The 22456-nt window shown below is 59.9% G+C and carries 20 protein-coding genes and 3 tRNA genes; 20 read left to right on the forward strand and 3 right to left on the reverse strand.

Annotation, left to right across the window (positions count from 1 at the left end; all coding sequences use genetic code 11):
* The first annotated feature begins 57 nt into the window (after positions 1–57).
* The 3 genes from carB to AC1M7R_RS15130 are packed head-to-tail and all read left to right on the forward strand — an operon-like array spanning position 58 to position 4191.
* Positions 58–3279, forward strand: coding sequence for a carbamoyl-phosphate synthase large subunit (gene carB, locus AC1M7R_RS15120; protein WP_072388565.1), 3222 nt, complete (start codon positions 58–60; stop codon positions 3277–3279).
* A gap of 2 nt (positions 3280–3281) precedes the next feature.
* Positions 3282–3758, forward strand: coding sequence for a transcription elongation factor GreA (greA, locus tag AC1M7R_RS15125; protein WP_072388757.1), 477 nt, complete (start codon positions 3282–3284; stop codon positions 3756–3758).
* Positions 3759–3786: 28 nt separating this feature from the next.
* Positions 3787–4191, forward strand: a complete 405-nt coding sequence (locus AC1M7R_RS15130; RefSeq protein WP_072458704.1) for an MFS transporter — start codon at positions 3787–3789, stop codon at positions 4189–4191.
* Positions 4192–4204: 13 nt separating this feature from the next.
* Here the strand turns inward: AC1M7R_RS15130 and AC1M7R_RS15135 are convergent, their stop codons facing one another.
* A complete protein-coding gene (locus AC1M7R_RS15135; RefSeq protein WP_072388561.1) occupies positions 4205–4513 on the reverse strand; it encodes a YhbY family RNA-binding protein in 309 nt (102 codons plus the stop codon).
* Positions 4514–4619: 106 nt separating this feature from the next.
* Here AC1M7R_RS15135 and rlmE point away from each other — a divergent pair, with 106 nt between their 5' ends.
* The 16 genes from rlmE to AC1M7R_RS15215 all read left to right on the forward strand — a co-directional run bounded on the left by rlmE (position 4620) and on the right by AC1M7R_RS15215 (position 20135).
* Positions 4620–5270, forward strand: a complete 651-nt coding sequence (gene rlmE, locus AC1M7R_RS15140) for a 23S rRNA (uridine(2552)-2'-O)-methyltransferase RlmE (RefSeq protein WP_053152126.1) — start codon at positions 4620–4622, stop codon at positions 5268–5270.
* 191 nt (positions 5271–5461) lie between these two features.
* Entirely contained in the window at positions 5462–7372 is a 1911-nt protein-coding gene (gene ftsH, locus AC1M7R_RS15145; protein WP_072388559.1) for an ATP-dependent zinc metalloprotease FtsH, read from the forward strand.
* Positions 7373–7380: 8 nt separating this feature from the next.
* Complete coding sequence (gene folP, locus AC1M7R_RS15150; protein ID WP_072388557.1) at positions 7381–8232, forward strand: dihydropteroate synthase; 852 nt, start codon at positions 7381–7383, stop codon at positions 8230–8232.
* A gap of 16 nt (positions 8233–8248) precedes the next feature.
* On the forward strand, positions 8249–9586 hold the full coding sequence (gene glmM, locus AC1M7R_RS15155) for a phosphoglucosamine mutase (RefSeq protein WP_490609730.1): 1338 nt from the start codon (positions 8249–8251) through the stop codon (positions 9584–9586).
* Positions 9587–9652: 66 nt separating this feature from the next.
* Positions 9653–10408: a triose-phosphate isomerase gene (tpiA, locus tag AC1M7R_RS15160; RefSeq protein WP_072388553.1), complete on the forward strand. Its 756-nt coding sequence runs from the start codon at positions 9653–9655 to the stop codon at positions 10406–10408.
* A 4-nt stretch (positions 10409–10412) separates the two neighbouring features.
* Complete coding sequence (gene secG / locus AC1M7R_RS15165; protein ID WP_072388551.1) at positions 10413–10796, forward strand: preprotein translocase subunit SecG; 384 nt, start codon at positions 10413–10415, stop codon at positions 10794–10796.
* Between the two features lie 22 nt (positions 10797–10818).
* Positions 10819–10904 (forward strand) — tRNA-Leu (locus AC1M7R_RS15170).
* 97 nt (positions 10905–11001) lie between these two features.
* Positions 11002–11078: transfer RNA gene (locus AC1M7R_RS15175), tRNA-Met, on the forward strand.
* A 139-nt stretch (positions 11079–11217) separates the two neighbouring features.
* Positions 11218–11676 (forward strand): ribosome maturation factor RimP, encoded by a 459-nt coding sequence (gene rimP / locus AC1M7R_RS15180; RefSeq protein ID WP_072388755.1) that lies wholly within the window; start codon positions 11218–11220, stop codon positions 11674–11676.
* Between the two features lie 59 nt (positions 11677–11735).
* Positions 11736–13217, forward strand: a complete 1482-nt coding sequence (gene nusA / locus AC1M7R_RS15185) for a transcription termination factor NusA (protein WP_072388549.1) — start codon at positions 11736–11738, stop codon at positions 13215–13217.
* Positions 13218–13244: 27 nt separating this feature from the next.
* Complete coding sequence (gene infB / locus AC1M7R_RS15190) at positions 13245–15764, forward strand: translation initiation factor IF-2 (protein WP_490609731.1); 2520 nt, start codon at positions 13245–13247, stop codon at positions 15762–15764.
* A 160-nt stretch (positions 15765–15924) separates the two neighbouring features.
* On the forward strand, positions 15925–16320 hold the full coding sequence (gene rbfA / locus AC1M7R_RS15195; RefSeq protein WP_072388545.1) for a 30S ribosome-binding factor RbfA: 396 nt from the start codon (positions 15925–15927) through the stop codon (positions 16318–16320).
* A 3-nt stretch (positions 16321–16323) separates the two neighbouring features.
* Positions 16324–17241 carry a tRNA pseudouridine(55) synthase TruB gene (gene truB / locus AC1M7R_RS15200; protein ID WP_072388543.1) on the forward strand — a complete coding sequence of 306 codons (918 nt, stop codon included), beginning with the start codon at positions 16324–16326 and terminating at the stop codon, positions 17239–17241.
* 142 nt (positions 17242–17383) lie between these two features.
* Positions 17384–17653 carry a 30S ribosomal protein S15 gene (rpsO, locus tag AC1M7R_RS15205; RefSeq protein ID WP_039592311.1) on the forward strand — a complete coding sequence of 90 codons (270 nt, stop codon included), beginning with the start codon at positions 17384–17386 and terminating at the stop codon, positions 17651–17653.
* A 175-nt stretch (positions 17654–17828) separates the two neighbouring features.
* Positions 17829–19934 carry a polyribonucleotide nucleotidyltransferase gene (gene pnp, locus AC1M7R_RS15210; RefSeq protein ID WP_072430735.1) on the forward strand — a complete coding sequence of 702 codons (2106 nt, stop codon included), beginning with the start codon at positions 17829–17831 and terminating at the stop codon, positions 19932–19934.
* A 125-nt stretch (positions 19935–20059) separates the two neighbouring features.
* Positions 20060–20135 (forward strand) — tRNA-Thr (locus AC1M7R_RS15215).
* Between the two features lie 11 nt (positions 20136–20146).
* On the opposite strand, the gene AC1M7R_RS15220 is transcribed toward AC1M7R_RS15215, so the two are convergent.
* A complete protein-coding gene (locus AC1M7R_RS15220; RefSeq protein ID WP_072388539.1) occupies positions 20147–20695 on the reverse strand; it encodes a hypothetical protein in 549 nt (182 codons plus the stop codon).
* A 300-nt stretch (positions 20696–20995) separates the two neighbouring features.
* Here AC1M7R_RS15220 and AC1M7R_RS15225 point away from each other — a divergent pair, with 300 nt between their 5' ends.
* A complete protein-coding gene (locus AC1M7R_RS15225) occupies positions 20996–21301 on the forward strand; it encodes a DUF6388 family protein (protein ID WP_072388537.1) in 306 nt (101 codons plus the stop codon).
* A 39-nt stretch (positions 21302–21340) separates the two neighbouring features.
* Here the strand turns inward: AC1M7R_RS15225 and nadC are convergent, their stop codons facing one another.
* On the reverse strand, positions 21341–22189 hold the full coding sequence (gene nadC, locus AC1M7R_RS15230; protein WP_072388535.1) for a carboxylating nicotinate-nucleotide diphosphorylase: 849 nt from the start codon (positions 22187–22189) through the stop codon (positions 21341–21343).
* Positions 22190–22456 lie beyond the last annotated feature (267 nt).

Raw genomic sequence — 22456 nt, forward strand, 5'->3', positions numbered from 1 at the left:
CTTCAAAGATTGTTCGACGGCCTAGCCGACAGACCTGCGGATTTGAGTGACAAACCCATGCCAAAACGTACAGACATAAAAAGCATCCTGATTCTCGGCGCTGGCCCGATCGTCATCGGCCAGGCCTGCGAGTTCGACTATTCCGGCGCCCAGGCCTGCAAGGCCCTGCGCGAGGAGGGCTACCGCGTCATCCTGGTGAACTCCAACCCGGCCACCATCATGACCGACCCGGCCATGGCCGACGCCACCTATATCGAGCCGATCAAGTGGCAGACCGTTGCCAAGATCATCGAAAAGGAGCGCCCGGACGCGCTGTTGCCGACCATGGGTGGCCAGACCGCGCTGAACTGCGCCCTGGACCTCGAGCGTGAAGGCGTCCTGGAGAAGTTCGGTGTGGAAATGATCGGCGCCAATGCCGACACCATCGACAAGGCCGAAGACCGCTCGCGTTTCGACAAGGCGATGAAATCCATCGGCCTGGAATGCCCGCGCTCGGGCATCGCCCACAGCATGGAAGAAGCCAACGCCGTGCTGGAGCGCCTCGGTTTCCCTTGCATCATCCGTCCCTCCTTCACCATGGGTGGCACCGGTGGTGGCATCGCTTACAACCGTGAAGAATTCGAAGAGATCTGCTCCCGTGGCCTGGACCTGTCGCCGACCAAGGAACTGCTGATCGACGAATCGCTGATCGGCTGGAAAGAGTACGAGATGGAAGTGGTCCGCGACAAAAAGGACAACTGCATCATCGTCTGCTCCATCGAAAACTTCGACCCGATGGGTGTGCACACCGGTGACTCGATCACCGTCGCGCCGGCCCAGACCCTGACCGACAAGGAATACCAGATCCTGCGTAACGCCTCCCTGGCGGTACTGCGCGAGATCGGCGTGGAAACCGGCGGTTCCAACGTCCAGTTCGGCATCTGCCCGAACACTGGCCGGATGGTGGTCATCGAGATGAACCCGCGGGTGTCCCGTTCGTCGGCCCTGGCCTCCAAGGCGACCGGCTTCCCGATCGCCAAGGTCGCCGCCAAGCTGGCCGTCGGCTACACCCTGGACGAGTTGTCGAACGACATCACCGGCGGCAAGACCCCGGCATCCTTCGAACCGTCCATCGACTACGTCGTTACCAAGCTGCCACGTTTCGCCTTCGAGAAATTCGCCAAGGCCGACGCCCGCCTGACGACCCAGATGAAGTCGGTGGGTGAAGTCATGGCCATCGGCCGGACGTTCCAGGAATCCCTGCAGAAAGCGCTTCGTGGCCTGGAAGTGGGTGTTTGCGGTCTCGATCCGAAGGTCGACCTGAACAACCCGGAAAGCATGAGCGAGCTCAAGCGCGAGCTGACCGTGCCGGGTGCCGAGCGTATCTGGTACGTGGCCGACGCCTTCCGTGCCGGCATGACCGTCGAGCAGATCTTCGGCATGAACATGATCGATCCATGGTTCCTGGTGCAGATCGAAGATCTGGTCAAGGAAGAGGAGAAGGTCAAGACCCTGGGCATGTCCAGTATCGACCGCGATACCATGTTCCGCCTCAAGCGCAAGGGTTTCTCCGACATGCGCCTGGCCAAGCTGCTGGGTGTGACCGAGAAGAGCCTGCGTGCGCATCGCCACAAGCTCGAAGTGTTCCCGGTCTACAAGCGCGTCGACACTTGCGCCGCCGAATTCGCCACCGACACCGCCTACCTGTACTCCACGTACGAGGAAGAGTGCGAGGCGGCGCCATCGGGCCGTGACAAGATCATGATCCTGGGCGGCGGTCCGAACCGGATCGGCCAGGGTATCGAGTTCGACTATTGCTGCGTACACGCCGCACTGGCCCTGCGCGACGACGGGTATGAGACCATCATGGTCAACTGCAACCCGGAAACCGTATCCACCGACTACGACACCTCCGATCGCCTGTACTTCGAGCCAGTGACCCTGGAAGACGTGCTGGAAATCGTTCGCGTCGAGAAGCCAAAGGGCGTGATCGTCCAGTATGGCGGCCAGACGCCGCTGAAACTGGCCCGTGCCCTGGAGGCCGCCGGCGTGCCGATCATCGGTACCAGCCCGGATGCGATCGACCGCGCCGAAGACCGTGAGCGCTTCCAGCAGATGGTCGAGCGCCTGAACCTGCGTCAGCCACCTAACGCCACCGTGCGCAGCGAAGACGAAGCGATTCGTGCCGCCGCCAAGATCGGTTATCCGCTGGTGGTGCGTCCATCCTATGTACTGGGCGGTCGGGCGATGGAAATCGTCTATCAAGAGGAAGAGCTCAAGCGCTACCTGCGCGAAGCGGTCCAGGTGTCCAACGACAGCCCGGTGCTGCTGGACCATTTCCTCAACTGCGCCATCGAAATGGACGTGGATGCGGTCTGTGACGGCAAGGACGTGGTGATCGGCGCGATCATGCAGCACATCGAGCAGGCTGGCGTTCACTCCGGCGACTCGGCCTGTTCGCTGCCGCCGTACTCGTTGCCGGCGCACCTGCAGGACGAAATGCGCGAGCAGGTCAAGAAAATGGCCCTGGAACTGGGTGTGGTCGGCCTGATGAACGTGCAGCTGGCGCTTCAGGGCGAAGACATCTACGTCATCGAGGTCAACCCGCGCGCGTCCCGTACCGTGCCGTTCGTGTCCAAGTGCATCGGTGTTTCCCTGGCGATGATCGCGGCGCGCGTCATGGCCGGCAAGACCCTGGCCGAACTGAACTTCACCAAGGAAATCATTCCGAACTTCTACAGCGTGAAAGAGGCGGTGTTCCCATTCGCCAAATTCCCTGGTGTGGACCCGATCCTCGGCCCGGAAATGAAGTCCACCGGTGAAGTGATGGGGGTGGGCGACACCTTCGGCGAGGCTTTCGCCAAGGCCCAGATGGGCGCCAGCGAAGTCCTGCCAACAGGCGGCACGGCGTTCATCAGCGTGCGTAATGACGACAAGCCACTGGTTGCAGGCGTGGCCCGTGATCTGATCAACTTGGGCTTCGAAGTGGTTGCCACTGCCGGTACCGCCAAAGTGATCGAGGCGGCGGGCCTGAAAGTGCGCCGCGTGAACAAGGTGACCGAAGGGCGTCCGCATGTGGTCGACATGATCAAGAATGACGAAGTCACGCTGATCATCAACACCACTGAGGGTCGCCAGTCGATCGCCGATTCCTATTCCATTCGTCGCAATGCACTGCAGCACAAGATCTATTGCACAACGACCATTGCTGCGGGCGAAGCGATCTGCGAAGCGCTCAAGTTCGGTCCCGAGAAGACCGTGCGCCGCTTGCAGGATCTACATGCAGGATTGAAGGCATGAGCATAACCAAGTACCCCATGACCGTTCAGGGCGCTCGCGCCCTGGAAGCCGAGCTGGCCCACCTGACCAAGGTCGAGCGTCCGCGCTTGAGCCAGGCTATCGGTGAGGCCCGCGAATTGGGCGATCTCAAGGAAAACGCCGAATACCATGCCGCCCGCGAGGAACAGGGCATGGTCGAGGCGCGTATCCGGGATATCGAAGGCCGCATGCAGAACGCCGTGATCATCGACGTCACAACGATTGAGCATACGGGCAAGGTGATTTTCGGTACCACCGTGGAAATCGCCAACGTCGAAACCGATGAAAGCGTGACCTACCAGATCGTTGGTGAGGACGAAGCAGACATCAAGCTCGGCAAGATATCCGTTGGTTCGCCCATCGCCCGCGCCTTGATTGCCAAGGAGGAAGGGGATGTGGTCGCGGTAAAGACGCCGGGTGGCGTCATCGAGTACGAGATTGTCGAAGTCCGCCACATCTGAGCGAGGCCGCCTGCTTAAAGCGGGCGCCATGCTTTGGCAGCTGACCCAGATGTTATGGGTGGGCGGCCTCTGGTTGCTGCACATCGGTATGCTGCCGGTGCTGGGTCGGATCGGCCTGGCGCCGCTGCTGATCGATGAAATAGCTGGCATGCTGACGCTGCTGCTGGTCATCTTCTCGGCAGTGTGTGTCGTATTCCAGGCCTTGGTACTGGTTCAGGTCGAGGGCCTTTCGAGCCTATGGCGCGACATTCGTGGGCAGTTGCTGCTCATGGCGCTGTATGCGTGCGGGATGTTCTTCGCGGTGCGTCTCGGCTGGCCGGATGCGAGTCGGTGGCAGGTATTCAGTTACCTGGTGCTGGGTTTCTCTGGCTTGGTGCTGGTGCTGCAGCCGGTTCCGGGGTGGAGCGGCAGGGTACGCGAAGCGCACCCTTGAGCTTTGATTGGCGTTACTTGAAGCGGTGAACGTTCGACAGTTGCTTGTTGACGCTGAAATTCTTGCGATAAATCAACGCCATCTTGCCGATGACCTGCACCAGGTCGGCCTTGCCGGCCTTGCACAGTTCAGCGATGGCAGCCAGGCGGGCTTCGCGATCGAGGATGTTGAGCTTGATCTTGATCAGCTCATGATCGCTCAGGGCGCGTTCCAGCTCGGCCAGTACACCTTCAGTCAAACCGTTGTCAGCCACAGTCAAAACCGGTTTCAGATGGTGGCCAATGGATTTGTATTGTTTCTTCTGCTCTTGAGTGAGCGGCATAATCTGACCCCTGCGTCTGATCTTGTAAAAAAGCGGCGGCCAGTTTACCCGAGCGCGTCCGGGACCGCCCACTTAATCACGACCCGTTTTTATTCAGAGGTGGCCTGTGGCCCGTTCCAAGACTAGCCAGAACTGGCTCAAAGAGCATTTCAACGATCCATACGTCAAGATGGCGCAGAAAGACGGCTATCGCTCGCGTGCCAGCTACAAGCTGCTGGAGATCCAGGAAAAGGACCGGCTCATCCGTCCCGGCATGACCGTGATCGACCTCGGCGCGGCGCCTGGCGGGTGGTCCCAGGTGACCAGTCGTCTGATTGGCGGGCAAGGTCGCTTGATCGCTTCCGACATCCTGGAGATGGACAGCATCCCCGATGTGACCTTCATCCAGGGCGATTTCACAGAAGACGCCGTGCTGGCGAAAATCCTGGAGGCCGTCGGAAATACGCAGGTGGACCTTGTGATTTCCGATATGGCCCCCAATATGAGTGGATTGGCGGCTGTCGACATGCCCCGTGCGATGTTTCTCAGCGAACTGGCCCTGGATCTCGCCGGGCGGGTTCTGCGTCCAGGCGGTGATTTTCTGATCAAGGTCTTCCAGGGCGAAGGCTTCGACGAATACCACAAGGGCATCCGCAAGTTGTTCGACAAGGTGCAGATGCGCAAGCCATTGTCGTCTCGCGACCGCTCCCGCGAACAGTATCTGTTGGCGCGTGGCTTCCGCGGGATCGAGGGTTCGGCCAGCGATGAGCGTCTTTGAAAGGGTCGATAGGTTTTTTTATTTCGCATTGCAAACGTCGCGTAACGAAAATTATGCGGTCAAAGTTTCACAAAGGGTTACAGACGGCGCCTGCCAGGGTCGTAGGTAATGTAGTAAGTTAGGCCGGTGAATATCATGCGAGGCGCGCGCCGTCAGCGGAGCCAGCTTCAGAGGGTAGTTAATTGAACGACATGGCAAAGAATCTGATCCTGTGGTTGATCATCGCCGCTGTCCTTGTGACGGTGATGAACAACTTCTCCAGCCCTAACGAGCCGCAGACCCTCAACTATTCCGACTTCATTCAGCAGGTCAAGGATGGCAAGGTCGAGCGCGTTGCCGTCGATGGCTATGTGATCACCGGCAAGCGTACCGATGGCGACAGCTTCAAGACCATTCGTCCGGCCATCCAGGACAATGGCCTGATCGGCGACCTGGTGGACAACCATGTCGTGGTCGAAGGCAAGCAGCCTGAGCAGCAAAGTATCTGGACCCAGCTCCTGGTAGCCAGCTTCCCGATCCTGGTGATCATCGCGGTGTTCATGTTCTTCATGCGCCAGATGCAGGGCGGTGCCGGAGGCAAGGGCGGGCCGATGAGCTTTGGCAAGAGCAAGGCGCGCCTGCTTTCCGAAGACCAGGTCAAGACCACGCTGGCTGACGTCGCTGGTTGTGACGAAGCCAAGGAAGAAGTCGGCGAGCTGGTGGAATTCCTTCGTGATCCGGGCAAGTTCCAGCGCCTGGGTGGCCGCATCCCTCGTGGCGTGCTGATGGTCGGCCCGCCCGGTACCGGCAAGACCTTGCTGGCCAAGGCGATTGCCGGCGAAGCCAAGGTGCCGTTCTTCACGATTTCCGGCTCCGACTTCGTCGAGATGTTCGTCGGCGTGGGTGCCAGCCGTGTTCGCGACATGTTCGAACAGGCCAAGAAGCATGCGCCATGCATCATCTTCATCGACGAAATCGACGCCGTTGGTCGCCACCGTGGCGCCGGCATGGGTGGCGGTCACGATGAACGCGAGCAGACCCTCAACCAGTTGCTGGTGGAGATGGATGGCTTCGAAATGAACGACGGCATCATCGTGATTGCCGCGACCAACCGTCCTGACGTGCTCGACCCCGCACTGTTGCGTCCAGGCCGCTTCGACCGCCAGGTCGTGGTAGGGCTGCCGGATATTCGTGGTCGGGAGCAGATCCTCAAGGTTCACATGCGCAAGGTGCCAATGGGTGACGACGTTGCTCCTGCGGTCATCGCTCGCGGCACGCCGGGCTTCTCCGGTGCCGACCTGGCCAACCTGGTGAACGAGGCGTCGTTGTTCGCCGCCCGCTCCGGCAAGCGCGTCGTGGAAATGAAGGAATTCGAGCTGGCCAAGGACAAGATCATGATGGGCGCCGAGCGCAAGACCATGGTCATGTCGGAAAAGGAAAAGCGCAACACCGCCTATCACGAGGCGGGGCATGCCATCGTGGGCCGGGTGGTGCCTGAGCACGATCCCGTCTACAAGGTTTCGATCATCCCCCGTGGTCGTGCGCTGGGCGTGACCATGTTCCTGCCGGAAGAGGATCGCTACAGCCTGTCCAAGCGTGCCTTGATCAGCCAGATCTGTTCGTTGTACGGCGGTCGTATCGCCGAGGAAATGACCCTGGGCTTCGATGGTGTGACCACCGGGGCGTCCAACGACATCATGCGTGCCAGCCAGATTGCCCGGAACATGGTCACCAAGTGGGGCCTGTCCGAAAAGCTGGGGCCTCTGATGTATGCGGAAGAAGAGGGCGAGGTGTTCCTCGGTCGTGGTGGTACCGGCCAGCACGCCAGTTTCTCGGGTGATACCGCTAAGCTGATCGACTCCGAAGTACGCAGCATCATCGACCAGTGCTACGGCACCGCCAAGCAGATCCTTACGGACAACCGTGACAAGCTCGATGCCATGGCCGATGCGTTGATGAAATATGAAACCATCGATGCCGAGCAGATCGACGACATCATGGCGGGCCGTCCTCCTCGTGAACCTCGCGACTGGTCGGGTGGTACCGGTACTCCAGGTACTCCTCCAGCGGTACAGGGCGAGCGCCCGGAAACACCGATCGGTGGTCCGGCTGCTGATGTCTAAGGCTTGAAATGACTTCTGTACAGTCCTCGACCCGGTTGCTTTGCGGCAACCGGGTTCTTGATTTGGCCCGTGTGCATGTCATGGGCATTCTCAATGTCACCCCCGATTCCTTTTCCGATGGTGGCCGATACAGCCAGCTCGATGCTGCGCTGCGGCATGCCGAAGGCATGGTGGCGGCCGGCGCGACGCTGATCGATGTTGGCGGCGAATCGACCCGGCCGGGCGCACGAGCCGTCTCGCCCGTCGAAGAGCTGGAGCGGGTGGCGCCGATTGTCGAACGCATCCATCGCGAACTTGATGTCATAATTTCGGTCGATACGTCCACGCCGGCGGTCATGCGCGAAAGCGCGCGACTTGGGGCGGGGCTGATCAATGACGTCCGCGCCTTGCGGCGCGATGGAGCCCTGGATGCCGCGGCGGCTACCGGCCTGCCGGTGTGTCTGATGCATATGCTCGGCGAGCCCGGAACCATGCAGGACGATCCTCGTTATGGTGACGTGACCCGGGAGGTGGGCGAGTTCCTCGCGGAACGCCTGAAGCAGTGCGTCGCGGCGGGTATCCCTGCCGAAAAGATCGTGCTGGATCCCGGGTTCGGTTTTGCCAAGACCTTGGCTCACAACCTGAGCCTGTTCAAGCACATGGAGGCATTGCATGCCCTGGGGCGGCCGTTGTTGGTCGGCGTCTCGCGAAAGAGCATGATAGGCAATGCCCTGGGTCGACCGGTGGGAGAGCGCCTGTATGGCGGTCTTGCGCTCGCGGCCCTGGCTGTTACAAAAGGCGCGCGCCTGCTGCGGGTGCATGATGTGGCCGAAACGATGGATATCGTACGGATGATCGCAGCGGTGGAATCAGCCGAATAAGAATGACGGAGCACTTATGAGCAAGAAATACTTTGGCACCGACGGCATTCGTGGTCGGGTCGGCGAGTACCCCATTACACCTGATTTCATGCTCAAGCTCGGCTGGGCCGCTGGCATGGCGTTCCGCAAGATGGGCGCCTGCAAGGTGCTGGTCGGCAAGGACACGCGCATTTCCGGCTACATGTTCGAGTCGGCTCTTGAGGCTGGTCTGACCTCGGCGGGTGCCGATGTGATGCTGCTGGGGCCGATGCCGACGCCGGCCATTGCCTACCTGACGCGTACCTTCCATGCGCAGGCGGGTATCGTCATCAGTGCTTCTCATAATCCCCATGATGACAACGGCATCAAGTTTTTCTCCGGCAAGGGCACCAAGCTGCCGGACGAAGTCGAGCTGATGATCGAAGAGCTGCTGGATACCCCGATGACGGTGGTCGAGTCGAGCAAGATCGGCAAGGTATCGCGGATCAACGACGCATCGGGTCGCTATATCGAATTCTGCAAGGGCAGCGTGCCCACCGGTACCAGCTTCTCCGGGCTGAAAGTCGTCGTCGATTGCGCTCATGGCGCCACCTATAAAGTCGCACCGAGTGTATTCCGCGAATTGGGTGCCGATGTCGTGGTGCTTTCTGCCCAGCCGAACGGGCTGAACATCAACCACAACTGTGGCTCCACCCATACTGACGCCTTGCAGGCTGCGGTCCTGGCAGAGCAGGCCGATATCGGGATCGCCTTCGATGGCGATGGCGATCGGGTCCTGATGGTCGATCACACCGGCACGGTCGTGGATGGGGACGAGCTGCTGTTCATCATCGCTCGCGATCTGCATGAGCGCGGCAAGCTGAAGGGCGGTGTGGTCGGTACTCTGATGAGCAATCTCGGGCTCGAGCTGGCCCTGGCGGACCTGGATATCCCGTTCGTGCGAGCCAACGTCGGCGACCGTTATGTCATTTCGGAGCTGCTGGAGCGCGAGTGGGTCATCGGTGGTGAAAACTCCGGCCATATCGTGTGCTTCGACCACACCACGACCGGCGACGCGATCATCGCCGCCTTGCAGGTGTTGATGGCGCTCAAGGCGCGCAATGAAAGTCTGGCCCAATCGCGTCAAGCGTTGCGCAAATGCCCGCAAGTGCTGATCAATGTGCGTTTCGGTGGTGGTGCGAACCCGCTCGAGCATGAGACGGTCAAGCAGGCCAGCGAGCGCGTGACCCGGGCGATGGCGGGACGTGGGCGCGTGTTGCTGCGCAAGTCCGGTACGGAGCCCCTGGTGCGCGTCATGGTCGAAGGCGAGGATGAAATACAGGTCCGCGGTTATGCCGAAGAGCTGGCGAAGCTTGTTAGTGAAGTTTCTGCCTGAATTCGGCTTGCCAGTCATGAATCGGTTGGGTAACATCTGCGCCCACTTTGACCGACGAGGTACAGCATGCGTCGCCCTATGGTAGCTGGTAACTGGAAGATGCACGGTACCCGCGCCAGCGTCGCTGAGCTGATCAACGGCCTTCGTCATCTGGCCTTGCCAAGCGGTGTTGATGTCGCGGTATTCCCGCCTTGCTTGTATATCAACCAAGTGGTTGATGGCTTGAAAGGCAAGTCGATCTCGGTCGGCGCGCAGAACTCTGCGGTGGAATCCATGCAGGGTGCGTTGACGGGCGAGATTGCGCCGAGTCAGTTGGTGGATGCAGGCTGCTCCCTGGTCCTGGTTGGGCATTCCGAGCGTCGCCAGATCATGGGCGAGCAGGACAAGACCTTGATCCGCAAGTTTGCTGCAGCTCAGGCCTGTGGTCTGATCCCGGTGTTGTGCGTAGGGGAAACCCTCGCGCATCGTGAGGCCGGCAGGACCATTGAGGTTGTAGGGCGTCAGCTCGGCAGCATCATCGAAGACCTGGGTGTCGGTGCTTTTGCAAAGGCAGTCATTGCCTACGAGCCTGTCTGGGCCATTGGTACCGGGCTGACGGCTTCGCCGCAACAGGCGCAGGATGTGCACGCCGCCATCCGCGCGCAGTTGGCGGAAGAGAATTCTGAAGTGGCACGAGGTGTGCGGCTTCTATACGGCGGCAGCGTGAAGGCGGCCAATGCGGCCGAACTGTTCGGCATGCCGGATATCGATGGGGGGCTCATTGGTGGAGCGTCCCTGAATGCAGATGAGTTCGGTGCGATCTGTCGCGCCGCGGGAAACTGAAAAAATGCTGGAAACAGTCGTAGTCGTTTTTCATCTGCTGGGTGCACTGGGTGTAGTTGCTCTCGTACTGCTGCAGCAGGGTAAAGGTGCGGATGCTGGTGCGTCTTTCGGTGCAGGTGCTTCAAATACTGTATTCGGAAGCCAAGGTTCCTCTACCTTTCTTAGTAAGTTTACTGCTATACTCGCCGCCGGTTTCTTCTTGACCAGCTTAGGGTTAGGTTACTTTGCTAAAGAGAAAGCTCAAGAGCTGACTCAAGTAGGTTTGCCAAACCCGGCAGTATTGGAAGTACCAAAGCAACAACCGGCTTCTGATGATGTCCCGGTGCTTCAAGAGCAAAAGTCGGCCAACTCGGCGACTGACGTGCCTCCAGCTCAAGAGCAGAAGTAAGAAGGTTTCAAGCGCAGTATTTGCCGAGGTGGTGGAATTGGTAGACACGCAACCTTGAGGTGGTTGTGCCCATAGGGTGTAGGGGTTCGAGTCCCCTTCTCGGTACCAATTGAACAGGAGAGCCCGCAGTTGCGGGCTTTCTTGTAGGTGGAAGGTTACATTGACCCTATAAGGGATCAGTCGTATACTTTTGCCCCAGCTTTGTCGCGGGATGGAGCAGCCTGGTAGCTCGTCGGGCTCATAACCCGAAGGTCGTCGGTTCAAATCCGGCTCCCGCAACCAGTTTCAGGGCCCCTTCCAAGGGGCTTTTTGTTAGCTGGACACTTTACAACGCCGCTGTTCAACGGCGTTTCAGGGATGGGCGATTCGCCCATTTTTTTTTATTTGCACAGCATGCACAAACATGCACGAGGGGGTTCAGGTGTCGAGCAAGCTAGAACAGTTGCAGGCCTTGTTGGCCCCGGTGGTCGTGGCCCTTGGCTATGAATGCTGGGGTATTGAGTTTTCGGCTCAAGGTCGCCACTCACTGTTGCGCGTTTATATCGATAAGGAAGGCGGCGTGCTGGTGGACGACTGTGCCATCGTCAGCCGTCAGATCAGCGGTGTACTGGATGTTGAAGATCCTATCAGCAGCGAATACACCCTTGAAGTTTCCTCGCCTGGCATGGAGCGCCCTCTGTTCACTCTCGAACAGTTTGCCTCGTTTGCCGGGGAACAAGTAAAGATCAAGCTGCGCTCGCCTTTTGAAGGACGACGCAACTTTCAAGGCCTTCTGCGCGGTGTAGAAGAGCAGGACGTCGTGGTGCAGGTAGATGACCATGAGTTCCTGTTGCCGATCGATATGATCGACAAGGCCAACATTATTCCCAGTTTTGACTGATACGTGCCAGATACTGCGGATCCCGCGGATCCAATGGCTTGCGAAAGGCGAGGCGTACGATGAGCAAAGAAGTACTGCTGGTTGTTGAGTCGGTATCCAATGAAAAGGGCGTACCGGCTGGCGTGATTTTTGAAGCGCTGGAGTTGGCTCTGGCCACTGCTACCAAGAAGCGGTTTGAAGACGAAGTTGACTTGCGTGTGGAGATCAATCGCCACACCGGTGCCTACGAGACGTTCCGTCGTTGGACGGTAGTCGAGGAAGCCGACCTGGATGACCCGGCGATCGAAACCTGGCCGAGCAAGGTTGCGCAAACGCATCCTGGCGCCAAGGTGGGTGACGTGGTCGAGGAAAAGATCGAATCCATCGAGTTCGGTCGCATCGCTGCACAGACTGCCAAGCAGGTCATTGTGCAGAAAGTTCGCGAAGCCGAGCGTGCGCAAGTCGTCGACGCCTATCGCGAGAAGCTGGGTGAAATCATCTCCGGCACCGTGAAGAAGGTTACCCGCGACAACGTGATCGTCGACCTGGGCAACAATGCCGAGGCGCTGCTGGCTCGGGAAGACATCATTTCCCGCGAGACTTTCCGGGTGGGGGTGCGTCTGCGTGCGCTGCTCAAGGAAATCCGCACCGAGAACCGCGGCCCGCAGTTGATCCTGTCGCGTACCGCGCCGGAAATGCTGATCGAGTTGTTCCGCATCGAAGTGCCGGAAATCGCCGAAGGCCTGATCGAAGTCATGGGCGCCTCCCGGGATCCGGGCTCGCGTGCCAAGATCGCGGTCCGTTCCAAGGACAAGCGTATCGACCCGCAAGGTGCCTGCATCGGCATGCGCGGTTCGCGTGTCCAGGCCGTATCCGGCGAGTTGGGCGGCGAGCGCGTGGACATCGTGCTGTGGGACGATAACCCGGCCCAGTTCGTGATCAATGCCATGTCGCCTGCCGAAGTGGCGGCAATTATCGTCGACGAAGATGCCCATGCCATGGACATCGCCGTTGGCGCAGACAATCTGGCCCAGGCCATCGGTCGCGGTGGTCAGAACGTACGTCTGGCCAGCCAACTGACAGGCTGGACCTTGAACGTGATGACCGAATCGGACATCCAGGCCAAACAGCAAGCTGAAACCGGCGACATCCTGCGCAATTTCATCGAAGAGCTCGAAGTCGATGAAGAGTTGGCGCAGGTGCTGGTGGATGAAGGCTTTACCAGCCTGGAAGAGATTGCCTACGTGCCGGTGGAAGAGATGCTCAACATCGATGGCTTTGACGAAGATATCGTCACCGAGCTTCGCGCTCGGGCCAAGGATCGTTTGTTGACCAAAGCCATCGCTACTGAGGAAAAGCTGGCAGACGCCCATCCGGCCGAAGACCTGCTCTCGCTTGAGGGTATGGACAAGGATTTGGCGATGGAACTGGCGGTGCGCGGCGTAATTACCCGCGAAGACCTGGCCGAGCAGTCTATTGACGATCTGCTCGACATCGACGGCATTGACGATGATCGTGCCGGCAAGTTGATCATGGCCGCCCGAGCCCACTGGTTCGAGTAATTAGGCGCGGCCTGAGGAGAGAAGTGCATGACGCAAGTCACGGTGAAACAACTGGCCGATGAGGTCAAAACACCGGTAGAGCGCCTGTTGCAGCAGATGCGTGAGGCAGGTCTGCCGCACACCGCCGCCGAGGAACATGTGACCGACAGTGAGAAGCAGTCCCTGCTGACTCACTTGAAGAGCAGTCACAAGGCAAAAGTGGAAGAACCGCGCAAGATCACGCTGCAGCGTAAAACTACCAGCACCCTGCGTGTTGCCGGTAGCAAGAGCATCAGCGTAGAAGTGCGCAAGAAGAAAGTTTTCGTGCAGCGCAGCCCGGAAGAAATCGAAGCCGAGCGCAAACGCGAGCTGGAAGAACGTCGTGCAGCGGAAAATGCTGCGCGCCAGAAGGCTGAAGAAGAAGCCAAGCGCCGCGCCGAAGAAGAAGCGCGTCGCCAGCCTCCTGCGGAGCAAGCCGCTCCGGTCGAAGCGGTCGCGGAACCTGCCGAGGTTGTCGAGCCTGTGCGTGAAAGCGCGCCGGTACTGGCTCCGGCTCCAGCCCCTGTGGCGGATATCCGCAAGCGTGACGAACAGCGTCGCCCGGACAAGTCGCGTGCCGACGAAAACCGTCGTGGTGGTGATGGCGAGCGCAAGAATGCTCCTCATCGCGCGTCGGTCAAGGAAAAGGCACCGGCCCCGCGGGTTGCTCCACGCACCACCGACGAAGAAAGCGATGGCTTCCGTCGCGGCGGTCGTGGCAAGGCCAAGCTGAAGAAGCGCAACGCCCACGGTTTCCAGAGCCCTACCGGTCCTGTCGTGCGCGAAGTGAAGATCGGCGAGACCATCACTGTGGGCGACCTGGCCCAGCAGATGTCGGTCAAGGCTGCTGAAATCATCAAGTTCATGTTCAAGCTGGGTACCCCGGCCACCATCAACCAGGTACTGGACCAGGAAACTGCCCAACTGGTTGCCGAAGAGCTGGGCCACAAAGTGACCCTGATCAGCGACACCGCCCTGGAAGATTCCCTGGCCGAGTCCCTGAAGTTCGAAGGTGAAGCGGTTCCTCGTGCACCGGTCGTGACCGTCATGGGCCACGTCGACCACGGTAAGACCTCGTTGCTCGACTACATCCGTCGCGCCAAGGTAGCGGCTGGCGAAGCCGGCGGCATTACCCAGCACATCGGTGCGTACCACGTTGAAACCGAACGTGGCATGGTCACCTTCCTCGATACCCCGGGCCACGCCGCGTTTACCGCAATGCGTGCCCGTGGTGCCAAGGCGACCGACATCGTGATCCTGGTGGTCGCGGCGGACGACGGCGTGATGCCTCAGACTGTCGAGGCTGTCCAGCACGCCCAGGCGGCCGGTGTTCCGCTGGTGGTGGCGGTGAACAAAATCGACAAGCCGGGTGCCGACCTCGATCGCATCCGCAGCGAACTGTCGGTTCACGGCGTGACCTCCGAAGACTGGGGTGGCGACACGCCATTCGTCCCGGTTTCCGCGAAGATGGGTACTGGCGTCGACGAGCTGCTCGAAGCGGTATTGCTGCAGGCTGAAGTGCTCGAACTGACCGCCACGCCATCGGCTCCTGGCCGTGGTGTCGTAGTCGAATCGCGCCTGGACAAGGGCCGCGGTCCGGTGGCAACGGTCCTGGTTCAGGACGGTACGCTGCGTCAGGGTGACATGGTGCTGGTCGGTTCGAACTATGGCCGCGTGCGTGCCATGCTCGACGAGAACGGCAAGGCCATCAAGGAGGCCGGTCCGGCCATTCCGGTCGAAATCCTCGGCCTGGACGGTACCCCGGACGCTGGCGACGAGATGAGCGTTGTGGCCGACGAGAAGAAAGCCCGTGAAGTGGCTCTGTTCCGTCAAGGCAAGTTCCGCGAAGTCAAACTGGCTCGCGCTCACGCCGGCAAGCTGGAAAACATCTTCGAAAGCATGGGCCAGGAAGAGAAGAAGACGCTCAACATCGTCCTCAAGTCCGACGTCCGTGGCTCGCTGGAAGCCTTGCAGGGCGCATTGAACGGCCTGGGCAACGACGAAGTGCAGGTGCGCGTGGTCGGTGGCGGCGTCGGTGGTATCACCGAAAGCGACGCCAACCTGGCGCTGGCTTCCAACGCTGTACTGTTCGGCTTCAACGTGCGTGCCGATGCCGGCGCTCGCAAGATCGTCGAGCAGGAAGGTCTGGATATGCGTTACTACAACGTGATCTACGACATCATCGAAGACGTCAAGAAAGCCCTCACCGGCATGCTGGGCAGCGACGTGCGGGAGAACATCCTGGGCGTGGCCGAAGTACGCGATGTGTTCCGTTCGCCGAAGTTCGGCGCGATCGCCGGTTGCATGGTGATCGAAGGTGTCGTTCACCGTAACCGTCCGATCCGTGTACTGCGTGAAGACATCGTGATCTTCGAAGGCGAGCTGGAATCCCTGCGTCGCTTCAAGGATGACGCTTCCGAAGTACGTGCCGGCATGGAATGCGGTATTGGCGTCAAGAGCTACAACGACGTCAAGGTCGGCGACAAGATCGAAGTCTTCGAGAAGGTCCAGGTTGCTCGCAGCCTCTGACTCGCGCACTTCAAGAGCCCTGGTGGCTGGCCGCATGCACATGCGCGCCGTCGCCGGCGGACTCTAAACGCAACGCCCGGTCCGGCTTTTTGCCAGGCCGGGCGTTTGCCGCTTTCAGACCTTGCGGGTTTCACCGTGGGGCAGTAACAGGTAACAAGACATGGCAAAAGAATATAGCCGTACCCAACGCATCGGCGATCAGATGCAGCGTGAGCTGGCGCAGTTGATCCGTCGCGAAGTCAAGGATCCACGCGTCGGCCTGGTGACCATCACCGCGGTAGAAGTCAGTCGTGACGTCGGTCATGCGAAGATCTTCATCACCGTGATGGGCCAGGACAATGCTGAAGACATCGGCCAGAGCATCAAGGTGCTCAACTCGGCCGCCGGCTTCCTGCGCATGCAGCTGGCCCGCGAAATGAAGTTGCGCAGCGTTCCACAGTTGCATTTCCACTACGACGAAAGTGTCGCGCGCGGGGCGCATCTGTCGGCCCTGATCGAGCGCGCCGTGGCTGAAGACAGTCAGCACGCGGCTGAACCCGAAGACACCAAGGAGTAACCGGTGGCTCAGGTCAAACGTATCCGTCGTAACGTGAGCGGCATCATCCTGCTCGACAAACCGTTGGGGTTTACCTCCAACGCGGCATTGCAGAAGGTTCGCTGGCTGCTCAATGCCGAGAAGGCCGGGCATACCGGTAGCCTCGATCCGCTTGCCACCGGCGTGCTGCCGTTGTGCTTCGGCGAGGCGACCAAGTTCTCCCAGTACCTGCTCGATTCCGACAAGGGCTATGAAACCCTGGCGCAACTGGGCAAGACCACCACCACGGCAGATGCCGAAGGCGAGGTTTTGCGCGAGCGCCCGGTGACCGTTGGTCAGGCGGATATCGAAGCGGTACTGCCGCGTTTCCGCGGGCAAATCAGTCAGATACCGCCGATGTACTCCGCGCTCAAGCGGGACGGACAGCCGCTGTACAAGCTGGCTCGTGCAGGCGAAGTAGTGGAGCGTGAACCGCGTTCTGTTACTATTGCGCGCTTGGAATTGCTGGCTTTTGACGGTAATACTGTCCGGCTTGCCGTGGATTGCAGCAAAGGCACCTATATCCGTACCCTGGTGGAGGATATCGGTGAGCAGCTCGGCTGTGGTGCGTACGTGGCAGAACTGCGACGGACCCAGGCCGGTCCTTTCGCGCTGGCCCAGACGGTCACGTTGCAAGAGCTGGAAGCGGCACATGCCGAAGGTGGCAATGAAGCGGTGGACCGTTTCCTGATGCCATCGGACAGTGGCTTGCTGGATTGGCCGCTGCTGCAATTCTCCGAACACAGCGCTTTCTACTGGCTCAACGGCCAGCCGGTACGCGCCCCAGACGCGCCGAAATTCGGCATGGTACGGGTACAGGATCACAACGGTCGCTTCATCGGTATCGGTGAAGTGAGCGAAGACGGGCGCATTGCGCCACGTCGATTGATTCGGTCGGAATGACCGGAACCCGTCTGTGTAAGCAGGCGGGCGAGTGTGGCTGTCAACAGGCACGGTCATCACTCATTTATAGATACAGGGATCTGTCCCTGGCCTGTTGGTGCGGTTTCCTCGGAAACGGTACCTTGAACAAGAGGAAAGCCACATGGCACTCAGCGTTGAAGAAAAAGCTCAGATCGTGACCGACTACCAGCAAGCTGTTGGTGACACTGGTTCGCCAGAAGTGCAAGTTGCACTGCTGACCGCCAACATCAACAAACTGCAAGGTCACTTCAAGGCCAACGGTAAAGATCACCACTCCCGTCGTGGTCTGATCCGCATGGTAAACCAGCGTCGCAAGCTGCTGGACTACCTCAAGGGCAAGGACGTCAATCGTTACAGCACCTTGATCGGCCGCCTGGGCCTGCGTCGCTAATCAGCGATTGCGCTATGAGGTTGGTTGTCTGCCAGTTGCCCGCGTTCGCGTCGGCGACCGGCAGGCTCCCAGCCTCAAGTTTTATCTGGACAGTCGTTGGGCCGATTCCCGGCACTGCCCAAGAATTTCGCAAGAAGACAAGTTTCCCCAAGAGCCACAAAGAAGGTAGGACACCGTGAACCCGGTAATCAAGAAATTCCAGTTCGGTCAGTCGACCGTTACCCTCGAGACTGGCCGTATCGCCCGTCAGGCATCCGGCGCAGTGCTGGTCACCGTTGACGACGACGTCAGCGTATTGGTGACCGTTGTCGGTGCCAAGCAGGCCGATCCAGGCAAGGGCTTCTTCCCTCTGTCTGTCCACTATCAGGAAAAGACCTACGCCGCCGGTAAGATCCCGGGTGGTTTCTTCAAGCGCGAAGGCCGTCCTTCCGAGAAGGAAACCCTGACTTCCCGCCTGATCGACCGTCCGATCCGTCCGCTTTTCCCTGAAGGTTTCATGAACGAAGTGCAGGTGGTCTGCACCGTCGTTTCCACCAGCAAGAAAACCGATCCGGACATCGCTGCGATGATCGGTACCTCGGCCGCGCTGGCGATCTCCGGCATTCCTTTCGACGGTCCTATCGGCGCTGCCCGCGTGGCCTTCCACGAAAGCACCGGCTACCTGCTGAACCCGACCTACGAGCAACTGAAGGCATCGAGCCTTGACATGGTCGTGGCCGGTACTTCCGAAGCCGTGCTGATGGTTGAATCCGAAGCCAAGGAACTGACCGAAGACCAGATGCTGGGCGCCGTACTGTTCGCCCATGACGAGTTCCAGGTCGTGATCAACGCCGTCAAGGAACTGGCCGCCGAAGCTGCCAAGCCAACCTGGACCTGGGCGCCGCAACCGGAAGCCACCGAGCTGCTGGGCGCGATCCGTGCCGAGTTCGGCGAAGCGATTTCCCAGGCCTACACCATCACCATCAAGGCCGACCGTTATGCGCGCCTGGGCGAGCTGCGTGACCAGGTAGTGGCGCGGTTCTCCGGCGAAGAAGGCCAGCCATCGGCCAGCGACGTCAAGGCGGCTTTCGGCGAAATCGAATACCGCACCGTTCGCGAAAACATCGTCAACGGCAAGCCACGTATCGACGGTCGCGACACCCGCACCGTACGTCCGCTGAACATCGAAGTCGGCGTGCTGCCGAAGACCCACGGTTCGGCGCTGTTCACCCGTGGTGAAACCCAGGCCCTGGTCGTTGCAACCCTGGGCACCGCCCGTGACGCGCAACTGCTGGACACCCTGGAAGGCGAAAAGAAAGACCCGTTCATGCTGCACTACAACTTCCCGCCGTTCTCGGTGGGCGAGTGTGGCCGCATGGGTGGCGCCGGTCGTCGCGAAATCGGTCACGGCCGCCTGGCCCGCCGTTCCGTCCAGGCCATGCTGCCGGACACCGATTCGTTCCCGTACACCATCCGCGTGGTTTCGGAAATCACCGAGTCCAACGGTTCGAGCTCCATGGCTTCGGTCTGCGGCGCTTCCCTGGCACTGATGGACGCAGGCGTTCCGATGAAGGCGCCGGTTGCCGGTATCGCCATGGGCCTGGTGAAGGAAGGTGAGAAGTTCGCCGTCCTGACCGACATCCTGGGCGACGAAGACCACCTGGGCGACATGGACTTCAAAGTAGCCGGTACCGCCAAGGGCGTGACCGCGCTGCAGATGGACATCAAGATCAAGGGCATCACCGAAGAGATCATGGAGATCGCCCTGGGCCAGGCCCTGGAAGCGCGCCTGAACATCCTCGGTCAGATGAACCAGGTCATCGGTCAGTCCCGTACCGAACTGTCGGAAAACGCTCCGACCATGATCGCGATGAAGATCGACACCGACAAGATCCGTGACGTCATCGGTAAAGGCGGCGCGACCATCCGTGCGATCTGCGAGGAAACCAAGGCTTCGATCGACATCGAGGACGACGGTTCGATCAAGATCTTCGGCGAAACCAAGGAAGCGGCAGAGGCTGCACGCCAGCGCGTCCTGGGCATCACTGCCGAAGCCGAGATCGGCAAGATCTACGTCGGCAAGGTCGAGCGCATCGTCGACTTCGGCGCCTTCGTCAACATCCTGCCGGGCAAGGACGGTCTGGTTCACATCTCCATGCTGAGCGATGCTCGCGTCGAGAAAGTGACCGACATCCTCAAGGAAGGCCAGGAAGTGGAAGTGCTGGTACTGGACGTGGACAACCGCGGCCGTATCAAGCTGTCCATCAAGGACGTCGCAGCAGCCAAGGCATCGGGCGTTTAATCACCCCCGCGCCTGACCGCTGAACAAGCAAACGCCCCGACTGGTTCGGGGCGTTTTGCTGTGTGGCGAAAATCCTTTTGTCGCGGGTTGCCTGGCCACAGGCGACGATGCTAGGTTTAGCCACCGCCCGTGTAGCTCAGCCGGTAGAGCAGCGCACTCGTAACGCGAAGGTCGCAGGTTCGATTCCTGTCTCGGGCACCATCATCCCTCCGCTACTTCACCTTCCGGCTCAATTCCTCGACTGTGCGTTTGAGCTGATCCATCTCGCGATCCTGGTTGCCGAGTTCCTGTTTCAGCGAGGAAATTTCGCTGTTGCTCGCACTCGCACTGGACCCGCCATTGCGCTTGAGTTCCTCCACTTGCTTGCCGAGGTCGCTCAGTTCGCGTTCCTGTTCCTTGATGGTGCGCTTGAGATCGTCAATCTCCCTGCTGCTGGAGGTGGAGCTCGAGCCGCTGTTGCGCTTGAGCTCCTCGATCTGGCGGGCCTGCTCGGCGAGGGTGCGCTTCTGGTTTTCCAGTTCGTCGGCATTGTCCTTCACGGTTTTTGGCAGGTTTTCCAAGGCACTGGCGCTGATGTTGGTCCTGACGAGTGTGTACTTATCAAACGCCTCATGATGAAGGGCAGGAATGACGTCGGAGTAAGACGGCCCGTTGGAAGAAACTTCAACCGCCGCGTGAGCGATGTCGGCCAGGGCCAGGCTGCCGAGCAGCAAAGTTGCGGTAGCCAGTTGGATTGACGAACGTTTCGCAAAGCTGCGCATCGCTGGGGTCCTTGTGATTTGCCGGTGTGGCACATGGCTATGACTGGTTGTTTTGACAGATGTTCCAGGGCCCGCTCGATTTCTTCTGCACAGGTTTTTTTGTGGGATAGATGTAAAGAGCCGTGTAAATCGTCGGTAAAACAACCTATATTCGTGCTGCATGTGTATCGCCCAGCAGTTTTCAGATGATCCCGAATGGTTCCGAAGGCCAGGTAAACCGGGCTTGTTAACGGTTTTCTGCGTCAGAGAGATCCTTGATGATCCAGACCCATCCCCATTCCTCCGATCAGCGAGAACGACATGACGGCTAAAGAACTGACGCAAGAAGCCAGACACGAAGAAGCCCTGCGCAAATACGCCCTGGATACGCCTCAGTTAATGGAAGAAATCAAGGACCTGAGCGCCGACGATCAGAAAGACCAGATCCAGTGGGCGTTCGAGGACGAAGCCGAAGCCCAGGGGCTGCAGCCTTGGGAACTGACGCTCAAGTACACCAGCACGCCTGAGGAGTTCGAGGCGCAGCGCCTGGCCCTGCACAAGGAAGCGGCCGAGGTGTTGGGCGTGGAGTGGGAAGAGTACTGCGAGATGAATAATCTGGTGGTCTGAGAAAAACGCCAGCCTCTTCGGGGCTGGCGTTTTTTCGTATCAAAGGCTCAGTCGCATCGACAGATCCACGGCTTTCACATCCTTGGTCATTGCGCCGATCGAGATGTAGTCCACGCCGGTCTCGGCAATCGGACGCAAGGTACTTTCGTTGATGCCACCGCTGGCCTCCAGCTTCGCCTTCCCGGCGTTCAGGCGTACGGCCTCGCGCATGTCGTCCAGGCTCAGTTCGTCGAGCATGATGATGTCGGCATCGGCCGCCAGGGCTTCCTTCAATTCCGTCAGGCTTTCGACCTCGACCTCCACCGGTTTGCCCGGTGCGATCTTGTGGGCGGCGGCAATGGCCTGGGTGATGCCGCCGCAGGCCGCGATGTGGTTTTCCTTGATCAGGAAGGCATCGTAGAGGCCGATGCGGTGGTTGTGGCAGCCGCCACAGGTCACTGCGTACTTCTGGGCCAGGCGCAGCCCGGGCAAGGTCTTGCGGGTGTCCAGCAGCTTGACCTGGGTGCCGGCGACAAAGTCCGCCAGGTAGCGAGCCCGGGTGGCCACGCCCGAGAGCATCTGCAGGAAATTCAGCGCACTGCGTTCGCCGGTCAGCAGCGAGCGGGCCGGGCCCTCGAGGTGAAACAGCGCCTGGTCGGGGCTGACCCGGTCGCCGTCGCGCACCTGCCAATGTACCGCCACGCGCGGATCCAGTTGCCGGAACACGGCATCGACCCAGGCGGTGCCACTGATGGTCGCGGCTTCCCGGGTAATGATGGTGGCCTTGGCCAGGCGTTCGGCGGGGATCAGTTGCGCGGTGATGTCGCCGCTGCCGACGTCTTCGAGCAACGCGCGGCGCACATTGGCTTCGATTTCAGCGGTCAGGTCGGCGAGACGTAGGTTCGGCATAACGGGCTCCACAGACAAAGTGGCCCGATTATAGGGCCAGTGTCCTGTCCCACAAGCATTGTTCCTTCCCGACGGCGCCCCTGATTGTCATGTCGTCCTGGGGCTGGCGACCTGCATTTGGTCGCCTGCGCGCAACATTTTCCCGATTTTCCGGTCACTTATTTCGATGTATTTCGAGCTGGGTCACAGAGTCCTCTGGTGCGACGGGGTTCTTTTACCAGATAATCCGCCTTTCGATTGACGTCATGGCTTTGACGTTTACGACCG

It is taken from the genome of Pseudomonas sp. MS01C9 (genome assembly GCF_058202755.1).

Excerpts from the sequence above, each read along its gene's own strand:
- tpiA (WP_072388553.1), top strand. The coding sequence starts at position 9,653 with ATGCGTCGCCCTATGGTAGCTGGTAACTGGAAGATGCACGGTACCCGC.
- rpsO (WP_039592311.1), top strand. The coding sequence starts at position 17,384 with ATGGCACTCAGCGTTGAAGAAAAAGCTCAGATCGTGACCGACTACCAG.
- AC1M7R_RS15225 (WP_072388537.1), top strand. The coding sequence starts at position 20,996 with ATGACGGCTAAAGAACTGACGCAAGAAGCCAGACACGAAGAAGCCCTG.
- nusA (WP_072388549.1), top strand. The coding sequence starts at position 11,736 with ATGAGCAAAGAAGTACTGCTGGTTGTTGAGTCGGTATCCAATGAAAAG.
- nadC (WP_072388535.1), bottom strand. The coding sequence starts at position 22,189 with ATGCCGAACCTACGTCTCGCCGACCTGACCGCTGAAATCGAAGCCAAT.
- glmM (WP_490609730.1), top strand. The coding sequence starts at position 8,249 with ATGAGCAAGAAATACTTTGGCACCGACGGCATTCGTGGTCGGGTCGGC.
- folP (WP_072388557.1), top strand. The coding sequence starts at position 7,381 with ATGACTTCTGTACAGTCCTCGACCCGGTTGCTTTGCGGCAACCGGGTT.
- secG (WP_072388551.1), top strand. The coding sequence starts at position 10,413 with ATGCTGGAAACAGTCGTAGTCGTTTTTCATCTGCTGGGTGCACTGGGT.
- AC1M7R_RS15135 (WP_072388561.1), bottom strand. The coding sequence starts at position 4,513 with ATGCCGCTCACTCAAGAGCAGAAGAAACAATACAAATCCATTGGCCAC.
- rbfA (WP_072388545.1), top strand. The coding sequence starts at position 15,925 with ATGGCAAAAGAATATAGCCGTACCCAACGCATCGGCGATCAGATGCAG.
- carB (WP_072388565.1), top strand. The coding sequence starts at position 58 with ATGCCAAAACGTACAGACATAAAAAGCATCCTGATTCTCGGCGCTGGC.
- AC1M7R_RS15130 (WP_072458704.1), top strand. The coding sequence starts at position 3,787 with ATGCTTTGGCAGCTGACCCAGATGTTATGGGTGGGCGGCCTCTGGTTG.
- AC1M7R_RS15220 (WP_072388539.1), bottom strand. The coding sequence starts at position 20,695 with ATGCGCAGCTTTGCGAAACGTTCGTCAATCCAACTGGCTACCGCAACT.
- infB (WP_490609731.1), top strand. The coding sequence starts at position 13,245 with ATGACGCAAGTCACGGTGAAACAACTGGCCGATGAGGTCAAAACACCG.
- ftsH (WP_072388559.1), top strand. The coding sequence starts at position 5,462 with ATGGCAAAGAATCTGATCCTGTGGTTGATCATCGCCGCTGTCCTTGTG.